12 protein-coding genes and 1 pseudogene are annotated in these 19,805 nt (G+C 57.5%); 10 read left to right on the top strand and 3 right to left on the bottom strand.

Features of this window, described 5'->3' with window-relative positions; genetic code table 11:
* Positions 1-2,072 precede the first annotated feature (2,072 nt).
* From DB51_RS07385 to DB51_RS07355, 7 genes are all read left to right on the top strand, one after another.
* Positions 2,073-4,115 carry a SpaA isopeptide-forming pilin-related protein gene (locus DB51_RS07385; protein WP_156958275.1) on the top strand — a complete coding sequence of 681 codons (2,043 nt, stop codon included), beginning with the start codon at positions 2,073-2,075 and terminating at the stop codon, positions 4,113-4,115.
* Positions 4,116-4,397: 282 nt separating this feature from the next.
* Positions 4,398-4,997, top strand: coding sequence for an imidazoleglycerol-phosphate dehydratase HisB (gene hisB, locus DB51_RS07380; RefSeq protein WP_034252922.1), 600 nt, complete (start codon positions 4,398-4,400; stop codon positions 4,995-4,997).
* On the top strand, positions 4,994-5,794 hold the full coding sequence (locus DB51_RS07375; RefSeq protein WP_034252920.1) for a hypothetical protein: 801 nt from the start codon (positions 4,994-4,996) through the stop codon (positions 5,792-5,794). Before hisB ends, DB51_RS07375 begins: the two co-directional genes overlap by 4 nt.
* Before the next feature lie 14 nt (positions 5,795-5,808).
* Positions 5,809-6,486: an imidazole glycerol phosphate synthase subunit HisH gene (hisH, locus tag DB51_RS07370; RefSeq protein ID WP_034252919.1), complete on the top strand. Its 678-nt coding sequence runs from the start codon at positions 5,809-5,811 to the stop codon at positions 6,484-6,486.
* A 71-nt stretch (positions 6,487-6,557) separates the two neighbouring features.
* Positions 6,558-7,283: a bifunctional 1-(5-phosphoribosyl)-5-((5-phosphoribosylamino)methylideneamino)imidazole-4-carboxamide isomerase/phosphoribosylanthranilate isomerase PriA gene (gene priA / locus DB51_RS07365; RefSeq protein WP_034252918.1), complete on the top strand. Its 726-nt coding sequence runs from the start codon at positions 6,558-6,560 to the stop codon at positions 7,281-7,283.
* Between the two features lie 88 nt (positions 7,284-7,371).
* Positions 7,372-8,709 carry a type I glutamate--ammonia ligase gene (gene glnA, locus DB51_RS07360; RefSeq protein ID WP_034252916.1) on the top strand — a complete coding sequence of 446 codons (1,338 nt, stop codon included), beginning with the start codon at positions 7,372-7,374 and terminating at the stop codon, positions 8,707-8,709.
* On the top strand, positions 8,678-9,385 hold the full coding sequence (locus tag DB51_RS07355) for an endonuclease III domain-containing protein (protein ID WP_051867365.1): 708 nt from the start codon (positions 8,678-8,680) through the stop codon (positions 9,383-9,385). The genes glnA and DB51_RS07355 overlap by 32 nt, the downstream gene beginning before the upstream one ends.
* Before the next feature lie 204 nt (positions 9,386-9,589).
* On the opposite strand, the gene DB51_RS07350 is transcribed toward DB51_RS07355, so the two are convergent.
* The 3 genes and pseudogenes from DB51_RS07350 to DB51_RS07340 form a co-directional block, all read right to left on the bottom strand.
* The gene (locus DB51_RS07350; RefSeq protein ID WP_238548330.1) at positions 9,590-10,534 is read right to left on the bottom strand and encodes a LasA N-terminal domain-containing protein; all 945 of its coding nucleotides are present in this window, start codon (positions 10,532-10,534) and stop codon (positions 9,590-9,592) included.
* A 111-nt stretch (positions 10,535-10,645) separates the two neighbouring features.
* Positions 10,646-14,683 (bottom strand): ATP-dependent RNA helicase HrpA, encoded by a 4,038-nt coding sequence (gene hrpA, locus DB51_RS07345; protein WP_034252914.1) that lies wholly within the window; start codon positions 14,681-14,683, stop codon positions 10,646-10,648.
* A 154-nt stretch (positions 14,684-14,837) separates the two neighbouring features.
* Positions 14,838-15,596 (bottom strand): annotated as a pseudogene (locus DB51_RS07340) (class I SAM-dependent methyltransferase); the annotation flags it as partial.
* 233 nt (positions 15,597-15,829) lie between these two features.
* Between DB51_RS07340 and hflX the strand changes: the two are divergent.
* The 3 genes from hflX (at position 15,830) to DB51_RS07325 (ending at position 19,736) form a co-directional block, all read left to right on the top strand.
* Positions 15,830-17,302, top strand: coding sequence for a GTPase HflX (hflX, locus tag DB51_RS07335; RefSeq protein ID WP_034254226.1), 1,473 nt, complete (start codon positions 15,830-15,832; stop codon positions 17,300-17,302).
* 157 nt (positions 17,303-17,459) lie between these two features.
* Positions 17,460-18,422 carry an L-lactate dehydrogenase gene (locus DB51_RS07330; protein ID WP_034252912.1) on the top strand — a complete coding sequence of 321 codons (963 nt, stop codon included), beginning with the start codon at positions 17,460-17,462 and terminating at the stop codon, positions 18,420-18,422.
* 339 nt (positions 18,423-18,761) lie between these two features.
* Positions 18,762-19,736 carry a cation diffusion facilitator family transporter gene (locus DB51_RS07325; protein ID WP_034254225.1) on the top strand — a complete coding sequence of 325 codons (975 nt, stop codon included), beginning with the start codon at positions 18,762-18,764 and terminating at the stop codon, positions 19,734-19,736.
* Positions 19,737-19,805 lie beyond the last annotated feature (69 nt).

The following is a 19,805-nucleotide window of genomic DNA, read 5'->3' as shown; positions in this document are numbered from 1 at the left end:
GTGAGGTGAGCAGCCGCAAAGGCTGCGAAGGTAATCGCTTCGGCGATTACGAAGGCTGCGAAGTCAATCGCTGCAGCGATTGTAAAGAAGCGCGCAGCGCTTGCCACACGTCGCAATACGTAACGCAACCTCTCACAATCTAACGCAACCCCTCGCTGTGCTTTGTCCTGCAGCTACATTCCCCGGTAACTGCCATCTTCATCGAATGAATACCCAATGCTGTGAATTTCCGTAACTTTGCTGTTGCCATGCAACATCAGATTGTGTGGTCTTTCGATTCTTCTTGCCTGTCAGTGCGGTCAAATAAGTTGTTGATTATCAGCCCGAATACCACTGTCAGAATGGACGTCACCACCGAGCACAGTAACGCGGTCTGCCATGCGGCAAAGAGTGAGTACATGAGTACGAATAGTACGAGCACGCTGAGCGCTTCGACGGCGAATTCGTGGAGTACGGGGTGCGTGCGTTTATCGCTGAATAGTTTCGCCAAGCGGTCGGTGATGTAGGTGGAGAAGAACCAGACCAAAAAATGCCTAGAATGCCTGTTGCCGCACGCCATCCGTAGACCCAGGAGTTCAGTTCTGCGAAGGGGAACAAGCGATGAACGGCAAAGACCCCAAGAAAAAAGGGCAACGCTGTGCCTAGCAGTACGGAACCCAGGAACCCGAATAGGCTCATCCAGTCCAAGAACCCCAAGGAGTCAGGGTGTTGTTTGCCGTTCATCATCAACTCGCTTTCATCTGCGCTTCTTCAAGGAAAGGCTCAGCCGATAAGGCTTTCTGCAGCTCAACATCATGCAGGGCTCCCCATAGGCGCCCAGTCCTAGATAATCCGACTCTAGATAAGCAGACCACACCGGTCTTGCATGTCTTAGAGGAAATTCGCAATTATCCCGTGTGCGGTCGGGGTCTGGCAGGAGACCTTGATAATTCGTGGAGTGCATCTGATAAAGATGAAATCTGCACAGCAAAGTTAAACGTCATGTATGATGTTACTCATCATGTTCGTCGCATGTTCCTCCCGCTGATTCCAGGCGTTCCGCTGGGTTAAGAACGGTCGCGGGGGGGGGTGCTGTTTTCGCTTAGGTGGGTGGTGCTCTTATGGGTCGGTTGCGTACGTTTGTTGCATGTTGTCGTCATCTGGAGCGCAGCGAGGGAAAACGCCCTGGCGATTACAAGAGGAAACTCCTGACCTGCATTGCTTTCGCTTTTGCTATGTTCGTGCTCATTGCAGGAATACTCGTATCGACGCCGGTGCATGAAGCGGTTGCTGATGCGAATGATTATGGACCTGATGGCTATTTCAGTGCTTTGAAAGATACCGATGGCGATGGCAAGGTGATGCCTGTTGTTGATAAAGACAACGAGACGCCTGATGTGCCTCAGGATGGGTGGATTAATGTCAGAAGAATCATGTTTGGGAAAACGGCTTCTAGCGAGACCTATGACAGTCTGACATTGTCTGGTGGGTACAAGACGCTGGGGCTCGGTGCTATATCGAGTATTCCTGATGCCGGATATGTAGGTTTGCAGTCCGCTACGACATCGTTGCTATCTGATGAAGTGTTGTTGGCTGCGGACCATATGAGCACGAATGGCTTCCGGTTCCAACCCTGGAAGGCTTGTAGTTCCCAAGACTGCAATTATTATGATTATTCCAGTGGAAAGTCAAATACTGCAGTGGTTTCTGACAGCGTTGCAGACAGGAATTACTCGCAGTCCGAGAAAGACTCCATCATCAACAGAAGTGTGGAGGGTGTTTGCACTTCCTCCAATGGATGTGGTTCTGGTAGCTATACCGCACAACGGCTGTCGGTTTATGCCTATAAGGTCTTTCCGTTGTCGACTGGTGATATATCAGTGTATTTCAACATTCCCCCCGCAGATACTCAGAGCGAATATGCCAATCGCAACATTGACGGAGGCAACGAAAGATTGTGGCTACGCTCCGCTAACCACACTGGGGCCAATTACACTGTAAACGTTTATGCAAGAGGAGAGATGTTTACGGGCTACATGGCGCCGGAAGCTGCGTTGCGGCCGGCTTTTCGTTTGAAGTTGGACAATCTGTTGTTGTCTGCGCATAGTGAGAATCAGACTCAGGTGTTGGATGATGATGATTCGTTGAGGTTGACATTTGCTGATGAGAATTGGTCTCTGAAAGACTCAAAGCTTGACTCAGTTCCTGGCACGTTGATGGTTGATGCCGACGAGGACGCTTCGATAGATGGATATGGTTGGAAGGCCGTTGACCCTACTGCTGAGGATGGTTCGGTGTTCGCTTCGGGCTTCAGCGAGGATGGGAATATCGACACTTCTGTTTTCCCGGCAGGCAAGGTTCTGGACTTTTATTTTTGGGGTCAGGAGAATGGGAGCGCCGAGAAGGGGTGGTCGAATCGTGCGACAACCGCCAACCGTGTGACCATCAAAGATGGTAAAGAGTATGTTCCACGCTCATTCGGTATTTCACTGACAGGCCAGACTTCGGGCACGTTGACGGCATACCGTATCGGCGAGTATGACGAGACTTTGTTCACGCAGACTGGAGCGTTGAAGAGTGTGCGTTTGGATACTCCCGAGGATTTGGGCACGGTGTTGAAGACGGCTGCTGAAACTGCTGGTGGAGCTGATGTGGATGCGGATAACCCGATTGGCTGGGTGGCGTCCAGGTGGCTTGGGTATCCGACTGACCCTGCTAGTGAGGATGTGACTTCGGCGTTCAGTCCGTATGCGGGTCAGTTGCAGTTGTTTGCTCAGGCGCTGGCTGAGGATGCGAGTGGATTGACTGCTGAGCCGGTGCCGTTGAATGGTTTGGACGCTCCTGTTGACAGTCCCGTGACCTTGCCGGTGTCTGGTCCTGGCTTGTATCTGATTGTCGATTCCAGTGGCACGTCCCTGCCGATTATCGTGGGCACGAAGGTATTCAACGAGGCGATGGAGGACGTGGTCGAGGACGGGATGGTGGATTTCGCTGACGCTGGGGTGAAGGGTAAGCCTCGATTGGGCCAGGCGGCGTTGAAGACCACGGTGACGGATATTGCGAAGCGGATAGTGAACGATGCGGGTATGGATGGCTTCGATGTGGGCTCCGAGGTGGAGTTTGAGGTTGCGCTTCGGGTGCCTGATTTGAGTGGGTTGTCGAATGTGTCGTATGACTCGTATGTGTTCGATGTGGCTGATGAGGCGGCGTCGGGGTTGACGTTGCCTGCCGATGGGTCGGGGGTTGAGGTGTTCGTGGATGCGCTCTCGCCCACGGAGCCGCAGACTTTGCCGCCCTCGTCGATTGCGGTGTCTGGTGACACGTTGAGTGTGGACGGGTTGAAGGCCGTATTCGCGGAGTCGAGTGGTTCTGGTGTGCGGAACCAGGATGCTGTGCCTGTGGATTCGTTGATTCGCATCCGCTATAGGGCGGTGTTGAATGCGTCGGCTGTGGTGTCGTCTCCTGTTGAGGGGGAGTCGTTGAAGCCGAATGTGAATGCCGTGACCCTGACCCGCTCCTATACGGACAGTGCGACTGAAGGTTGGACGGATAACGGCGATGGCACGGAGTCCAAGAGTGCCACGGCGAACGTGTATTCGTTCACGGTGGATGTGGTGAAGCTGGATAAGGATGACCGGTCGACGACGCTTGGTGGTGTGGGGTTCGAGGTGTCCCGTGACGGGGAGCCGTTGAGGTTCGAGAAGGTGGTTGATGGTGTGTACCGTCTGGCGGTGTCCGGTGAGGGTGGTGCCACGCAGGCCGTGACGACGCATACTGACGGCACGTTGTCGTTGCAGGGTGTGGAGGCTCGTGAGCTGTCCTTCAAGGAGACGAAGGCTCCGTCGGGCTATTTCAGGGTGTCGGATTTCACGGTGGATATCCGTCCCGTGTGGAATGAGGATGCCACGCAGGTCACGAAGGTCACGTATGCCACGGCGGGTACGAACCTCGCCTACGTGTCTAAGGATGGCAGGCAAGTCACGGTCCTTGACCCGGCGTGGAGCCTGGCGAACCTGCCCTACACGGGTGGTATGGGTATTCTCATCCTGCTCATCGTCGGAGGTCTGATGCTCGTGTTCGCCGTCCGCCCTTATGTCCTCTCCAAGCGGGCGGAACGCGACGCGAACCTGGTCTAGCTGTTCCGGCCTGGGCCTTAAACGGAGATAACTGCACTAAAAGGACAGCAATTTGGTGATACTTCACCGGAAAAGCTGTCCTTTTAGTGCAGTTATCTTCTACACGGCCAGATATCCGGTGTGGCTCACGATTTTAACCGCTCTCCCAGGAATGTCGGCTTGACGGGGATAAGGTGGATGCTCTGACTCTAGATATGACTGTGATTCTATGAGAACGCCAACGTCGCCTGTAGCCATGAGTCGTTATGCTGAGTATCAGATACCTTCCACTAAGGAGAAACCATGGATAGAACAGCCTCGATAACACGGGCTACCAGCGAGTCCCAGGTCGAATTGAGCCTGAACCTCGATGGCACTGGCAAAACGCAGATTGATACCAGCGTGCCGTTCTATAACCATATGATGACCGCTCTGGGCAAGCATTCGCTTATCGATTTGACCATCAAGGCCACTGGGGACACCGACATCGACGCCCATCACACGGTCGAGGACATCGCCATAGTGTTCGGTGAAGCCTTGAAGCAGGCTTTGGGTGACAAGCGGGGGATTCGACGCTTCGCTGATGCCACCGTGCCGTTGGATGAGGCACTGGCCACGGCGGTAGTGGATATTTCGGGTCGCCCATATGCTGTGTGCACGGGGGAGCCTGAGGGCTTCGAATACGCCATGATTGGCGGCCATTTCACGGGGTCGCTGGTTCGTCACGTCATGGAGTCCATCGCCTTCCATGCCGGTATCTGCCTGCACCTGACGCTGCATTCCGGACGCGACCCCCACCACATCGCGGAAGCCGAATTCAAGGCTCTCGCCCGTGCATTGCGTGGAGCGGTCGAACTCGACCCAAGGGTTTCGGGCATTCCCAGCACCAAGGGTGCGCTGTGAGCAATAGCGACGATAAGCGGCGTGACGATGCATTCGAGTCAGGTGATGAGTATCGTCTGAGCGATGAGGAAATCAACGCTGCGATAGCAGGTTTCGAGCGGGAGATGAATGCTGAGGAGGGCTTTGCCTCGGGGAAGGCCTCCACTTCCTCTGATGCCGACAATGCGACCTTGGGCAGCTCCGGTGAGGGGGCTGCGAAAGATGCGAATCAATCCGCCTCCGCAGATGCCTCTCATGAGGGCGATGCGGGGAACCCATCATCGGCGGATGCCGAACATCCGGACGTTGGGTTGGACTTCGACGACGAGCTGGAAGGGCTTATCGGCAACAAAGCGAAGATAGCTACGATTATCACCAGGCTGTCGTCGGCGGAGTTGCTTGCCGCCTTCTGTCACCTGGCAGGCGTGTCGGCATCATGCGTCGATACACCTGAAGGCGCGTTTGCAGTGCTCAAGGACCTTACCGGAGATGAGCCTGAAAGCGCCGTGGGTGATCTGACATCCGTGATTTCAGGACTGTCTGCGGTGCTGGCGGTGAATCGCGCCGACAAGCTTGAAGCCACGCTTTGGCTGAACGGAGCATCGGGAGAGACCTTCTCGCCACCTGTGCTGTTCGCATCGACATCCTCATGCGTGGAGGATCTGCTCATCGGCGCATCCACGCTCAGCATGGTTCAGGTCGACGGTTATGCTGTGACCGACACTGCGAATTTGAACGATGAGTCGGCCATGGAAATCATCAATCGTCACACAAGACCCGGTTTCTCGGAACGCGGCGCATCTTCAGAGGATGAGTGAGCAAGGAGATATCAATGACTTCAATAGTGGTGTTTGACTATGGATTCGGCAATGTTCGCTCGATGCTCAGAGCTGTGTACAATCTGGGAGCCGATGTGACACTGACTTCGGATTATCGTGCGTCCTTGGAGGCCGACGGTCTGGTGGTGCCCGGGGTGGGGGCTTTTGCCGCCTGCATGGAGGGGCTTCGTTCGGTGCGTGGCGATCGGGTGATTCAGGACCGCCTGCAGGCCGGAAGGCCGGTGCTCGGCGTCTGCGTCGGCGAACAGATCATGTTCGAATCCGGTACGGAGCATGACGAAAACGCCCAGGGACTTGGACTTATAGGGGGAGAGGTCACCGCCCTCGATGCGGATGTGGTGCCGCATATGGGTTGGAACACCGTCACTGCAGGGCACGGTAGCCGCCTGCTGGCGGGCATCGAGTCGGAACGCTTCTATTTCGTACATTCCTACGCGGCGATGGGTGCCAAGGACAAGGATGTTCCCAACGTCGACTTTTCGAGCGGTGACGGTATCGGGGACGGAAACGGGAAGGGTACGGTCACCTGGTGCGATTATGGCCGCAGCCATTTCGTGGCTGCGTATGAGCGCGGGCCTCTGAGCGCCACCCAGTTCCATCCGGAGAAATCCGCCCAGGCAGGGGCTCAGTTGTTGCGAAACTGGATTGGTACCTTCCCCGACTGCGGGTGATTGCGCCGATGGAGGGGAAGTGCCGATGTTCGGCTTAGAATATTGTGAGCATTTGTGGAAAGGACTGTGATATGTTGACGCTTCTCCCCGCTGTCGATGTTCGTGACGGCAAAGCCGTTCGTCTTCGTCAGGGCGAATCCGGTTCGGAAACCGATTACGGCAGCCCTCTGGAAGCGGCTCGGACGTGGCTGCGCAGTGGCGCCGAATGGATTCATCTGGTCGATTTGGATGCAGCCTTCGGTACAGGAGACAACCGTGCGGAGCTCAGAAGCATCGTGTCTGAGCTCGGCGATCAGGTGCATATCGAGATGAGTGGCGGTGTCCGGGATGATGACAGTCTCCAGGCCGCTCTCGATGCGGGTGCATCGCGTGTGAATATCGGCACCGCGGCTTTGGAAAATCCTGAATGGACAGCCAAGGTCATCGGTCGATATGGCGACCGGGTCGCCATCGGGCTGGATGTCCGCGGGCATACCTTGGCTGCGCGAGGATGGACCCGCGAAGGGGGAGATCTCTTCGAGACGATGAAGGCCCTCGATGACGTCGGCTGCTCGCGCTATGTCGTCACCGACGTGACGCGGGACGGCATGATGCAGGGTCCTAACATCGATCTGCTCAGGGAAGTCGCGGAGCGCAGCGAGGCGAAGATCACCGCGTCCGGTGGTATCTCCACTCTGGATGATCTTCGCGCGATCACTGAACTCAACGACCTGGGCGTCGACTCTGCCATACTCGGCAAATCACTGTATGCAGGAGCCTTCACATTGGAGCAGGCCTTGGAAGCGGTCGGAGTGTGAGGAATCGCACGAAGCCCCGCTCAAGGTTTCGGCAACACACCGTTTGATGGTATTGCACAGGAAATAAACTCGTGAAAGCATGGCAGGTATGGATAAACAGCAGGAGTTTGCGCTTCGCACAGTAGAGGAACGCGACGTACGTTTTATTCGCCTTTGGTTCACCGATGTGCTGGGAACCTTGAAATCAGTGGCTATCGCTCCGGCGGAACTCGAAGCTGCCTTCGAGGAGGGACTGGGCTTCGACGGGTCGGCGATTGAGGGCATGACCAGGGTCTCCGAGGACGACATGATCGTTCAGCCGGACCCTTCGACCTTCCAGATTCTTCCTTGGCGCGGCGGCCCACAGGGCACGGCCCGAATGTTCTGCGACATCATGACGCCCGAGGGCGACCCCAGCCTCGGTGACCCTAGACGGGTGCTGAAACGTGCACTAGAAAAGGCAAAGGACAAGGGCTTCACCTTCTATGTGCACCCGGAAATAGAATTCTATCTCTTTGAAAGCCAGAGCGACTGGTCTCAGGTCCCTACTCCCATCGACGAGGGTGGATACTTCGACCATGTCCCGCGAAGCCCTGGGATGGATTTCCGCCGTGCGACGGTCAACATGCTCGAACAGATGGGCATCTCGGTGGAGTACTCGCATCATGAGGCCGGACCTGGGCAGAACGAGATTGATTTGCGTTATGCGGATGCCTTGACGACCGCCGACAACATCATGACCTTCCGTACCGTGGTCAAAGAGGTGTCGTTGGAGCGCGGCATCCATGCGAGCTTCATGCCCAAACCCTTGGCCAATCAGCCGGGTTCCGGGATGCATACCCATCTCAGTCTGTTCGAGGGGGATGCGAACGCTTTCTACGAGGCCGGTCAGGAATTCAACATGTCTCTGACGGCTCGTCAGTTCGCGGCGGGCATCCTGTATCACGCAGCCGAAATCACCGCGGTCACCGATCAGTATGTCAATTCGTACAAGCGCCTTTGGGGCGGCAACGAGGCCCCGAGCTATATCTGCTGGGGTCACAACAACCGCTCGGCGCTGCTGCGCATCCCGCAGTACAAGCCGGGCAAGGGCAACTCCGCTCGTATGGAGTTCCGTGCGCTCGACCCGGTCACGAACCCATATCTGGCGTATTCGGTGCTCCTGGCTGCCGGTCTTGACGGCATCGAACAGCAGATGACGCTTGGGGAGCCGACCAGTGATGACGTTTGGGAGCTCACCGATGCAGAGCGTCAGGCGATGGGCATTCAACCGCTGCCGGACTCGCTCGACTCCGCGTTGAAAATCATGGAGAAATCGGACTTCGTGGCCAATGTGCTCGGCGAGCATGCCTTCGAATACTTCCTGCGCAACAAGCGCAAGGAATGGGAAGAATATCGTTTGCAGGTAACGCCATATGAATTGCAGAAATATCTGCCCCGCCTCTGAACCACGACACGTCACGCAGAGCACACCGACTCTGCGTGACGTGTTCACGCATATGTTGCAGGTCATGGGCCCAAGTCATTGGTGGCCGGCGGAGACCCGCTTCGAAATCATGGTCGGTGCCGTGCTCACGCAGAACACGGCTTGGGGCAATGTCGCACGGTCATTGGACCAGTTGAGGGTTGCGGATGCACTGAATCCCCATGTGCTGCGTTCCATGGATAATACACGCCTGCAAGCGCTCATCAGACCTTCGGGTTTTCAGCAGAACAAGTCCCGCACTTTGCAATCCCTATGTGACTGGTTTGGAAGCCGATACGAATACGACCCTGAGCGCGCCAGCGGCCGTTCGGATGACGAGTTGCGTTCCGAACTTCTGCAACTCTTCGGCATCGGAGGCGAAACGGCTGACGACATGCTGCTCTATGTGTTCGACCGTAGAGTCTTCATCGCCGATACCTATGCCAGGCGCCTGTGCACATTCCTGGGATTCGATGTGGCGAAGGGCTATGAGGCTTTCAGGTCGCAGATGATGCCGCTGATAGAGGCCGATTCGTTTACTCTGGAGGAATTGCAGGAGTTCCACGGGCTCATCGATGAATTCGGCAAGTCCCATCGCAGCGTCGAGACCATGCAATCCTCTTTTCTGACCTCAATGTCAGGGCACGCGGCGGTGTAACTGCGGGTATACATACGATTGTGTAGTGATTTCGAAGTATTCAGGCAAAAATCACGTTGTAATTTCAAGGAATACCAGGCTGAATACTCGCAGTCTTGTAATAAATCCCTACACAAACAATAATGCCCTGTCGAAAATACCTTTTCGACAGGGCAAGGATACGATTCGACGCCTAGTGGTGCATCGGAACGAGGGCGCTATCTGCTATTCGCGCGGGTTGCCGAACCAATTCGCGTAGATAATCGAAAAATTGCGGTTTCCGTAACTGGAGCAGGCGTTGCCTTCGCCGGTCCCTGCGCGCAGAGCCGCAGCATTCGGCTGATACGGGGTGTAGATGTACAGCAATGCCGTGGCACGGTTCTCGATGAACACCTTGGAAGAACCGCAGGACTTCGTGGGACTGTACTGAATCGTGTTGAGCTGCTGCTCATGGTACGAGTAGCGGTCCTGATGAGCCTGATAGTACTTGAAGCGGCTGGCCGCACCGTAGACCTGATTGAAGAATCCCGCATATGCGGGGTCGCAATCCGCATCATCTGGGCAGGATAGTCCCATGGCCGATTTGTATTGCCAATCGGAGGGGGCGGTGGCGGTGACCAGATGCTGTTCCTTCTGCAGCAGAGTCAGCAGTGTGCGCTGGCTGATGCCGCAGGCTTTCGCCACCGAGTCGATGATGGTTGCCGCGCTTTGCTTGGATGCGCCCGTGTAGGCCTTGCACAGGTCATCGGCAGCCTTGTTCTGGGTGTCGACGGTGTAGTTCTTCAGACACGAGCTGCCGTTGCACGAGGCGCCCTGCTCATTGAGGAAGGTCTGCACATCGGATGCATCCATGGCAGCCGAGTCGAAGAAGCGCTCGTCGGTGATGATGTTGCCGGGATTGAAGGCGTACTCTCTGGTGAGCTGCTGTTGGCGCTCCTGGGCGTCATGAACCTCGGTGAGATACTGCGCGAAACGAATCGCACCCATCGTCAGCGTCATCACCAGCAGCACCACCAGCGTTGCCGCGACGGATGCCACTATGCGCTGCGGAGCGGACCACCGTCTCCAACGCTTTGTCACCATCCTGCCAATGGTGGAGCCACCGGAGCGTCTTCCTGTTGCGCGGGAGCTTTTTCCCGAGTTGTGCTTGCCGTTGCGTCTACCGGTCATTGGTCGACAACCTCTTCCCGAACATGATGTGCCTCGTCCTGATTTCGCGCACTCGGATTCCCTGCTGGCACCATCGTAAAACAGCCGTACCGATGTTCGCCTGTGAGGAAGTCAGCCCGCAATCACCTTGCGTATGCGTTGGATGCTGACAGGGCCTGAACTTCCCAACTCCTGTGCCCAAAGCGAGACATAGAATTCCTCGAGCATCCAGCGGGCCTGCGTGGATTGCTCCACCATGCGCTCGCGAAGCGGACCGGCAGGTTCCTTCCGGGCTCTCAGGCTTGCATCCGAGACGAGTTGTTCGGCCTCCTCCGCCTGCCAGGCCCAGCGGACGTCCCGGGCCTTGTCGGCCTTAGCCTTCTGCAGTCGCATGAGGTCGGCCCGAAGATATTTCTCGAGCAGCGGCAGAGAGCCGGCAGGCGTCTGCGACAGGAAGCCCTGGTGCACCAGAGTGTCGATATGTGTTTTGATCCATTGCAGGACTGCAAGCAGCGGCAGGTCGGCGGGTCCTGAAACCGCAGAGTCGACCTGGGCGAAGGTTCTGAGTATGACCACCGTATCCTGCGTGACTGCGTACACCGTGTCTTCAAACACTTCGCTGATGTCGCTGACTGCCTGCTGCAATGCGGCGTCGTCGGGAAGCCTCTGAATCTCGGGCAACAGACGCTTGACGGCGGCCAGTTGCAGGTCTTCGACAAGTGACTTGGTGCTGGGGTAGGGAGCGGAGGCCATCATCAGGGATTCGGCGCCCAGCCAGCGGGAGGTGACCCGCTCGGTAGGCATTCTGAGCAGGTCGAGAGCCCCTTGCCAAAGCATGGAGGAGTGGGATTGCGTTGTCGCACCGGCCTTGTGAAGAAGTTTGCTCTGTTCCACGGGCTTTCCTGCCGCGGCCGCTTTCTCGGCTTTCCCCTTCACCTGTCTGCGTGCGGAATCCTCCGCCTGCTTGGCGAATTGCAGCTGCAGGTCGTGCAGTGATTTTGACGTGCCGAGAACGGTGTTTGACGACTTGCCATGGTGCCGACCTTTGCCCTGATGCGGTTTTTCAACGCTGAAGGTCATCCTGGTGTAGGCGGGCAGTTTGTCAAGCTGCTCCTGATTGAAGACGCCGGGATGGAGCTGTGCCCCGACCACGGCTATCGCGGCGCTGGTGAAAGCCTGCGAGAAATCAGGCCACGGCTGCATGTCGTCGGCCTCACCGCTCACGGCTTTGGTGCCGGGCAGCTCGGGGTAGTGTGCATCAATCCAAGCTCTGATGGCCTTTGCCGTATCCGGCGCGGGAACGAACTGCACGCGCAGGGCCTTGGGCAAGGATTTGATCGTGCTCACGATCAGCTCGTCCAACATGCCGGGCACATTCCAGCTGAACGGCGCTTCCGGCAGCCGCGACAGGTACTTCAGCGGTATATGCACGGTTACGCCGTCGTTCTGGGCCTGCGGATCGTAGATGTAGCTGAGTTTGAGAGCGACGGTGGTGCCATCGGATGCGACGGTGTGCCAGTGATCGGGATAGTCGTCGAGACTGATCTCCGTGCTTTCCCGAAGCCGCTCGACCTCGTCGGGGTCGAAGTCCAGCAGATGCGGTTGCCGCTCGTGCTCCGACTTCCACCAGTGCGCCAGGGCAGCCAGCGAGGTGGCCTCAGCAGGCAGGACGCGATCATAGAAATCGAAGAGATCCTCATCGCTGACGGCATCGACTATGCGTCTGGTGCGACTGGCATCGTCACCCGCCTGGTCAAGAATCGCCCTGTTGGCCTCAACGAAGTCATCATAGGAGAAGCGCTGCTGAATATCGCCTTCGACCAGTCCCTGACGTATCAGCATGTCCCGGGCCTCCACCGGATTGATGGACCCCCATTGCACACTGCGGTCCTGGACGATGGGCAGGCCGTAGAGCAGCACTTTCGACGTGGCAACAGCCGAACCGCGGGAGGCGGACCAATGGGCATCGGCATAGGTGGTCCGAGTCAGGGAACCTGCCAGGGATTCCGCCCAGGCAGGGTCTATGGCCGCCGCATACCGAGCCCATAGGCGTGAGGTCTCCACCAGTCCTGTGACCATAACCCAATCGGGTGTGGTTTTGGATACTCCGGAGGCGGGGAAGAGGGCGAAACGCGTCCCTCTCGCGCCCTGGTAGTCGTTTCGTGCAAGCTTCGAGGCTCGTTTCATGGCTCGCGCACGCGCAGCGCCCTTGAGGCCGGTGAAATCCGAAGCCTTGCTTTCATGGACCACCTGCATGCCGATATTGGACAGCAGGCCGGAAAGCATGGCGCGGTGAATGCCCTGGTCATCCCATGAGCATGTCAGGCTGTGCGCCGCCTGCTGATTCTGAGGCAAAGCTTGGACCTCGGGGGCCGGACGTTGCGAGGGGAGGACCTCTCCCACCCGGAATTTGAATTCTCGGGTCATATCATGCAATTGGCGGACGAGGTCACGCCATTGGCGCATACGGATATAACTCATGTATTCGCTGCTGCACAGTTTGCGCAACGTGGAATTGCTGCGCTCGCCGTCCGCCTGGAAGAAACGGTCCCAGATGTTCAGCGCGGTCATGAAATCGCTGCGTTCGTCGGCGTAGCGGTTATGGCACCGATCGGCTTCCTCGCGGTGCTCTTCAGGGCGTTCACGGGGATCCTGCAGACTGAGGAACGCCACGATCACCAGAACGCAGGCAAGCACATTCGGGGTATTTCGTGAGGCTTCGATAACCATTCGGCCAAGCCGTACATCAATCGGGATGCGGGCCAGCTGCCTGCCCGTCTTGGTCAGGTGCACCTCGCCTCGGCGTCGCGATATGGCGCCCAATTCGGTGAGCTCGTTGAACCCATCGGAAACCGCACGCATGTCGGGCTGGTCGATGAACCCGAAATCAGCGACGTCCTGGGCGGTGCGGGCTACGCCCACCGACAGCATATGCAGTACCACCGCGCCCAAGGAGGTGCGGAGAATCTCCGGCTCGGTGAAGCGTGGACGACCGTCATAATCGTCTTTGCCGTAGAGCCGAACGGCGATGCCGTCCGCCAGTCGGCCGCATCGGCCTGCCCGCTGGTCCGCGCTGGCCTGCGAGATGTCTTCAATCGGCAGTCGCTGCACTTTCGCGGCCTTGGAATAACGGCTGATGCGTGCGGTTCCCGGGTCCACCACATAGCGAATCCCCGGAACGGTCAGAGAGGTCTCGGCGACGTTCGTGGCGATGACGATGCGCTGATGCTGATGGTGTTCGAAAACCTTATGCTGTTCCTTGGATGACAGCCTGGCGAAGAGCGGCATGATCTCGATGGCATCAGAACGGCTCATATCGTTCGCGCGCTCGCCGAAATGCCGGCGCAGGGAGTGCTCGTAATCATGGATATCGCGTTCTCCGGCGGCGAATACCAGAACATCCCTGGGGCCGCGCTCGTGCTGTGAATGAGTGATCAGCTCGGAACAGGCTCGCGCCACCGCTTCGGGCATGTCCAGGGAATTCTCCCTGTCGTTGACGTTGTCGCCGCCGTGCCTCGATGAAACGGTGAAACCGGGCACCTCCTGCATCAAGGCGGGGAGACCGTCCGTCGGCTCATACACGATCTGTACGGGGTAGGTGCGGCCGGAAACCTCGATTACCGGTACGTCCTTGTGCAGCGCCCTGGAGAAGTGCTCGCTGAACTTCAGGGAGTCGATGGTGGCCGAGGTGATGATGAGTTTGAGGTCCGGACGTTTGGGCAGCAAGGTGGTCAGATATCCGAGCAGGAAATCGATGTTCAGACTGCGTTCATGCGCCTCGTCGATGACGATCGTGTCGTAGGCCATGAGTTTCGGGTCACGCTGAATCTGAGCCAGCAGAATGCCATCGGTGACGACGCGCAGTCGTGTCTTCGACGAGCTCTCATCGGTGAAACGGACCTGGAAGCCAACCTCATCACCAAGCTTGCTGTGCAGTTCAGAGGCGATACGTTCCGCCACGCTTCTTGCGGCGATTCTCCGTGGTTGGGTGTGGACGATCTGGTGGCCATGCGTGCCTCGTCCCATCTGCATCAGTATTTTCGGGATCTGGGTGGTTTTTCCTGAACCCGTCTGACCTGAGATGATCACGACTTGGGATCGTCGAATCGCAGCCTCGATATCTTCTTTGGCTGCGCTGACCGGGAGTTCTTGGGGGTAATCGAAAATCATGGAATATTGTTCAGTCCTGTGCCGTATCGGCCGTTGAGTTGTGAGGCTCGGCGTTGTGAGGCTCCGGAGTGTGGGTTTCCGCAGTGCGAGGCTCCGCGTCGTGAACGCCCTTCGAACCATGCTCCGATGCCTCGTCGGAGAGCATGGGCCGGATGACTTCGATGACGCGGAATCCCTTCGAGGAAGCGATTTTCCCCACGCTCCAGGTGGAGGTGTCGGCCTCTTCTGCGGTGGGGTGTCCAACGCCGTCGCCTGACTCTTCCTGGCTGTTGCCCGAGGGCGTGTTGAGAGTGCCTGACAGCCATGTGATCAGCGAATCGGCACCGAGATTCTTCTGGACCACCAGATAGGCTCTGCCGCCGGGATTGAGTCTGTGCAGGTAGGTCATCAGCAAGGTGTGCAGAGCCTCTTTGCCGATGCGTATAGGAGGATTCGACCAGATGAGATCGAATCCCAGGGATTCGGGCAGATTATCCGCCGTGCGGGCCGTGATATTCGGCAGGCCGAGATTCGATGCGTTCTCTGCGGTCAGCGACACCGCACGCTCGTTGATGTCAATCGCGTGGATGGAGGCCTTGGGGGATTCCAAGGACAAGGTCAAGGCAATCGGACCCCAGCCGCAACCCAGGTCGAGGAACGTTCCTGTTTCAGGAGGCTGCGGCGCGTGCCGAAGCAGTACCGAAGTGCCTAGGTCCAGACGTCCTGATGAGAACACGCCATTGGAAACGGTGGCCTGCACCTCATGGCCTCTCAGAGTTATATGAAGCGTTCTGCGAATATCCTCGGATTGAGGATTCGCGGAGAAATACTGATCCTGTGCACTCACTTGCTTCTTGTCCTTCTGCCTACGTTCCCTGGGCTCTCTGCCCGTCGCAACATGTCGCCAGCCATCATCCCTCGCACGCAGCCTCATGTCCGGTGATTGCCCAATCCTGCCCTCAGCCTAAACCCTCGGCGAATGTCTGCTCACCAGATAATAATAAAAGGCCATAACCACACAGAGAACTCCTACAATTAAGAACTCCCTAAATAGAGGTGCCATTGACTCAACGTTTGCCAGCCGATTCCTTCGTGCAGGACCTAGACCATAGTACAGAAGATAGTGCTGTCGCGGATTATGCCTCGACCGAACAGGCGGGGTCTTCCATCGGTGCCGATGGTGATGTCCGTAGACAGGGCGATGCTCTGCAGTCACAATCCGAAGTGTTGCTCGATGGCGACACCGGCGGAGGCAGTGAACGCTCTCAGCAGGAATGGCTTGAGCGTGAGCATCGCAACGAGCTCAAGCATGTGGCCGGTCTGGGTGAGCTGCAGGACGTCACCGAAGTCGAATACCGGCAGTTGCGATTGGAACGTGTCGTGCTTGTCGGTGTGTGGTCGAGTGCGTCTTCCACGTTGGAACAGGCGGAGGAGTCTCTCAGGGAGTTGGCGGCTTTGGCGGAAACCGCCGGTGCCGATGTGCTCGACGGACTGCTGCAGCACAGAAACGTTCCGGACAGAGCGACCTATGTCGGTTCGGGCAAAGCCTATGAGCTGGCTGGCATCGTGGCCAAGCTCGAGGCGGATACCATCATCGTGGACGATGACCTTCCTCCCTCCCAGCGGCGAGCTCTCGAGGATGCCACCAAAGTCAAGGTGGTCGATCGTACAGCGGTAATTCTCGATATATTCGCCCAGCATGCGACCAGCAGGGAAGGCAAGGCTCAGGTCGAGCTGGCTCAGTTGGAATACATGCTTCCGCGACTTCGCGGATGGGGAGCCTCATTGTCGCGTCAGGCAGGAGGCCAGGCGGCAGGTCAGGCAGGTGGTATCGGTTCGCGCGGCCCAGGCGAGACGAAAATCGAAATGGACCGCAGAGTGATTCGCACGCGCATAGCCAAACTGCGCAGACAGATACGGCAGATGGCTCCGGCCCGCGATGTGAAACGTGGGTCAAGAAGACGTTTCGGCATGCCGACCGTTGCGGTGGTGGGGTATACGAATGCGGGTAAGTCGTCCCTGACGAACCGGCTGACCGGCTCGGGGGAGTTGGTTGAGAATGCGCTCTTCGCCACCCTCGACACCGCCGTACGAGGTGCCAAAACCCAGGATGGGCGATATTACGCCTATGTGGACACCGTCGGTTTCGTGCGTCGTCTGCCCACGCAGCTGGTCGAGGCTTTCAAGTCCACGTTGGAGGAAGTGGCGGATGCGGATCTCATCATCCATGTGGTTGACGGATCTCACCCCGATCCTTTCGGTCAGGTCGATGCGGTGAACGCGGTTCTCGCCGATATTCCAGGTGCCGAGTCGATTCCACGAATCATGGTGTTCAACAAGGCCGATCGCATCACCGCCGTCGAGGCGGAACGTCTGCGTCAGTTGGATTCCGAGGCTTTTGTGGTTTCCGCACAGTCCGGCCAGGGACTCGACTCCTTGCGGCAGGCGGTGGAGGCGAAGCTTCCCGTTCCCGATGTGCATGTTCATGCTCTGCTGCCCTACACGAGCGGCTCTTTGGTGTCGAGAATTCGGGAATACGGGACTGTCAACTCCGTGGAATACACCGATGAGGGCATAGTGATGGATGCGAATGTGGACAGTCGGACGGCGGCCATGGTCGTCGATCAGGCGGTCGATTAGACCGGGTCGTCACGCACGTCGGCACAAGGATGCCGTGCGTCGGAGCTTGACGGCATGCATGGATTGGTAAACGTCATCTAGTGAAGATACAGTAAGTAAGTATTGTGGATTTCGACCTGTCCAATTCATGGGTCATTGCTAAGAGAGGTCTGTATTTATGGTGAATTCACCTATCAAGCCAACAAAGCTCGCCATCATCGGTGCCGGTGCAGTAGGTTCGACGATGGCTTTCGCTGCCGCACAACGGGGCATTGCACGCGAGATCGTGTTGGAGGACATCAACGCAAAGCGAGTCGAGGCCGAGGTTCTCGACATGCAGCATGGTTCCAGCTTCTATCCGACCGTCTCGATCAATGGCTCCGACGATGTGGAGATCTGCCGTGACGCGGACATCGTGGTGATCACCGCGGGTGCACGCCAGAAGCCGGGGCAGTCACGTCTCGATCTTGCAGGTGCGACGATCAACATCATGAAGTCCATCATCCCGAACATCGTCAAAGTCGCTCCCAACGCCGTATACATGCTGGTGACCAATCCCGTCGATGTGGTCACCTACGTTTCCATGAAGCTTTCGGGTCTACCGGCAAATCAGATGTTCGGCTCGGGCACGAATCTGGATTCCGCGCGTCTGCGCTTCCTGATCGCCCAGGAGACCGGTGTCAACGTCAAGAACGTTCACGCCTACATCGCCGGCGAGCATGGCGATTCCGAAGTTCCGCTGTGGTCTTCGGCAACCATCGGTGGCGTTCCCATGTGCGACTGGAAAGAGCTCCCGGGCCGCGATCCTCTTAATGAGGCCAAGCGCGAGGAGATTCACCAGGAGGTCAAGAACGCGGCCTACCGCATCATCGAGGGCAAGGGCGCCACGAACTACGCCATCGCCATGTCCGGTGTGGATATCATCGAGTCCATCATGAACGACACCAACAGGATTCTTCCTGTGAGCTCCTTGCTTGATGACTTCCACGGCATCTCCGATGTGTGCATGTCCGTTCCGAGCGTGCTGAACCGCAAGGGCGTGAACACCCGCATCAACACGCCGCTCAGCGACGGTGAGCTTGCCTCGCTGACCCGTTCTGCGGAGACCTTGAAGGAAACCGCAAGCAACTTCGGATTCTGATTCCACAACCACGGTAGCCGCGCATCGCGTGACACGGCAGAAAGACCACCCGGGAGCATCCGGGTGGTCTTTCTGCATGGTGGGGACTCATATATGAGGCGATACCTGCACTGCAAGGACAGCTTTTCGGAGACATCATTACCAAATCGCTGTCCTTGTAGTGCAGGTATCGTATTGGGTGCTTGTGAGCCGTTCGGAAGATGAGTCTATCGTCGAAGTCGTCGATACAGTAGAGTCGCAGGTATGGATGAGACAGAGGATCTTCGTCACCAGGTGGAGCAGAACGCTCGTCCGGAGGGCGGTCCAGCAGAGGTCGGCCCAGCCGATTCGGAGGAGGCGATGACAACGGCACCACGGGGTTCCGAGAACAACCAGACAGATGCATCTTCACAGGAAGGTCAGGGCTTTGGACATCGGCGCAGGCTCGCACTTACACTGTCCTTCACGGCGGTGGTTCTTGTCGCAGAGATCATAGGCGCCTATATCACCGGGAGTCTGGCATTGTTGGTCGATGCCGGTCATATGCTCACCGATGTGGCCGTGTTGACCGCTTCACTGGTGACGGCAATCTTGATGACGAAACGTCCGACCAGCAGCAAGACCTGGGGCTGGGCACGGCTTGAGGTAATCACCGCAGCTGCGGGCGCAACGGTACTGCTGGGTGTGGGATGCTACGCGCTGGTCGAAGCGGTTATTCGTCTGCTGAGTCCTGAGCAACAGGCGGTGCAGGACCTTGGTCTGCTGTTGGGCTTCGGCATTTTGGGTCTGGCTTCCAATATCGCCTCGATTATTATTCTGGCCTCGCAGCACAACGACAATATGAATATGCGGGCGGCATTTCTGGAGGTTATGAACGACGCCTTGGGTTCGGTCGCGGTCGTGATATCCGCCGTGGTGATGCTAACGACGGGATGGGGAGGGTTTGACGCCATCGCAGGAGCGGCGATAGCGGCCCTCATCGTGCCTAGATCGGTCAAATTGCTTTTGGAGAGCCTGCGGGTGCTGTTGGAGGAGACGCCGAAGGGCCTGGATCTGAATGCGGTCAAGGAGCATCTGGAATCCGTGAACCATGTGGTTCTGGTCCACGATCTGCATGCCGGAACCGTTGCCTCGGGGCTTCCCAGGTTGACGGCTCATGTCGTTGTGGACTCCGGACTGAATATGCAGGACGCCGGTAGGGTTCTGGCTTCGATGCAGGATTGCCTACGCGAACACTTTCCGATCAGCATCGAGCACACGACATTCCAATTGGAACCTGAAGGATATCGTGAACGTCACGAGAGCTCGTTGCATGACGCCAACGATGCGCAGTAGCGAGTACTCCGTGATTCGTGCTGGTGTCCTGTCGCGGCTACTGTGGTCACTTTCCGGATTGGGATAGTT

The sequence above is a fragment of the Bifidobacterium crudilactis genome, from assembly GCF_000738005.1.
Classification (GTDB): domain Bacteria; phylum Actinomycetota; class Actinomycetes; order Actinomycetales; family Bifidobacteriaceae; genus Bombiscardovia; species Bombiscardovia crudilactis.
This window is presented reverse-complemented; position numbering and strand designations above follow the sequence as displayed.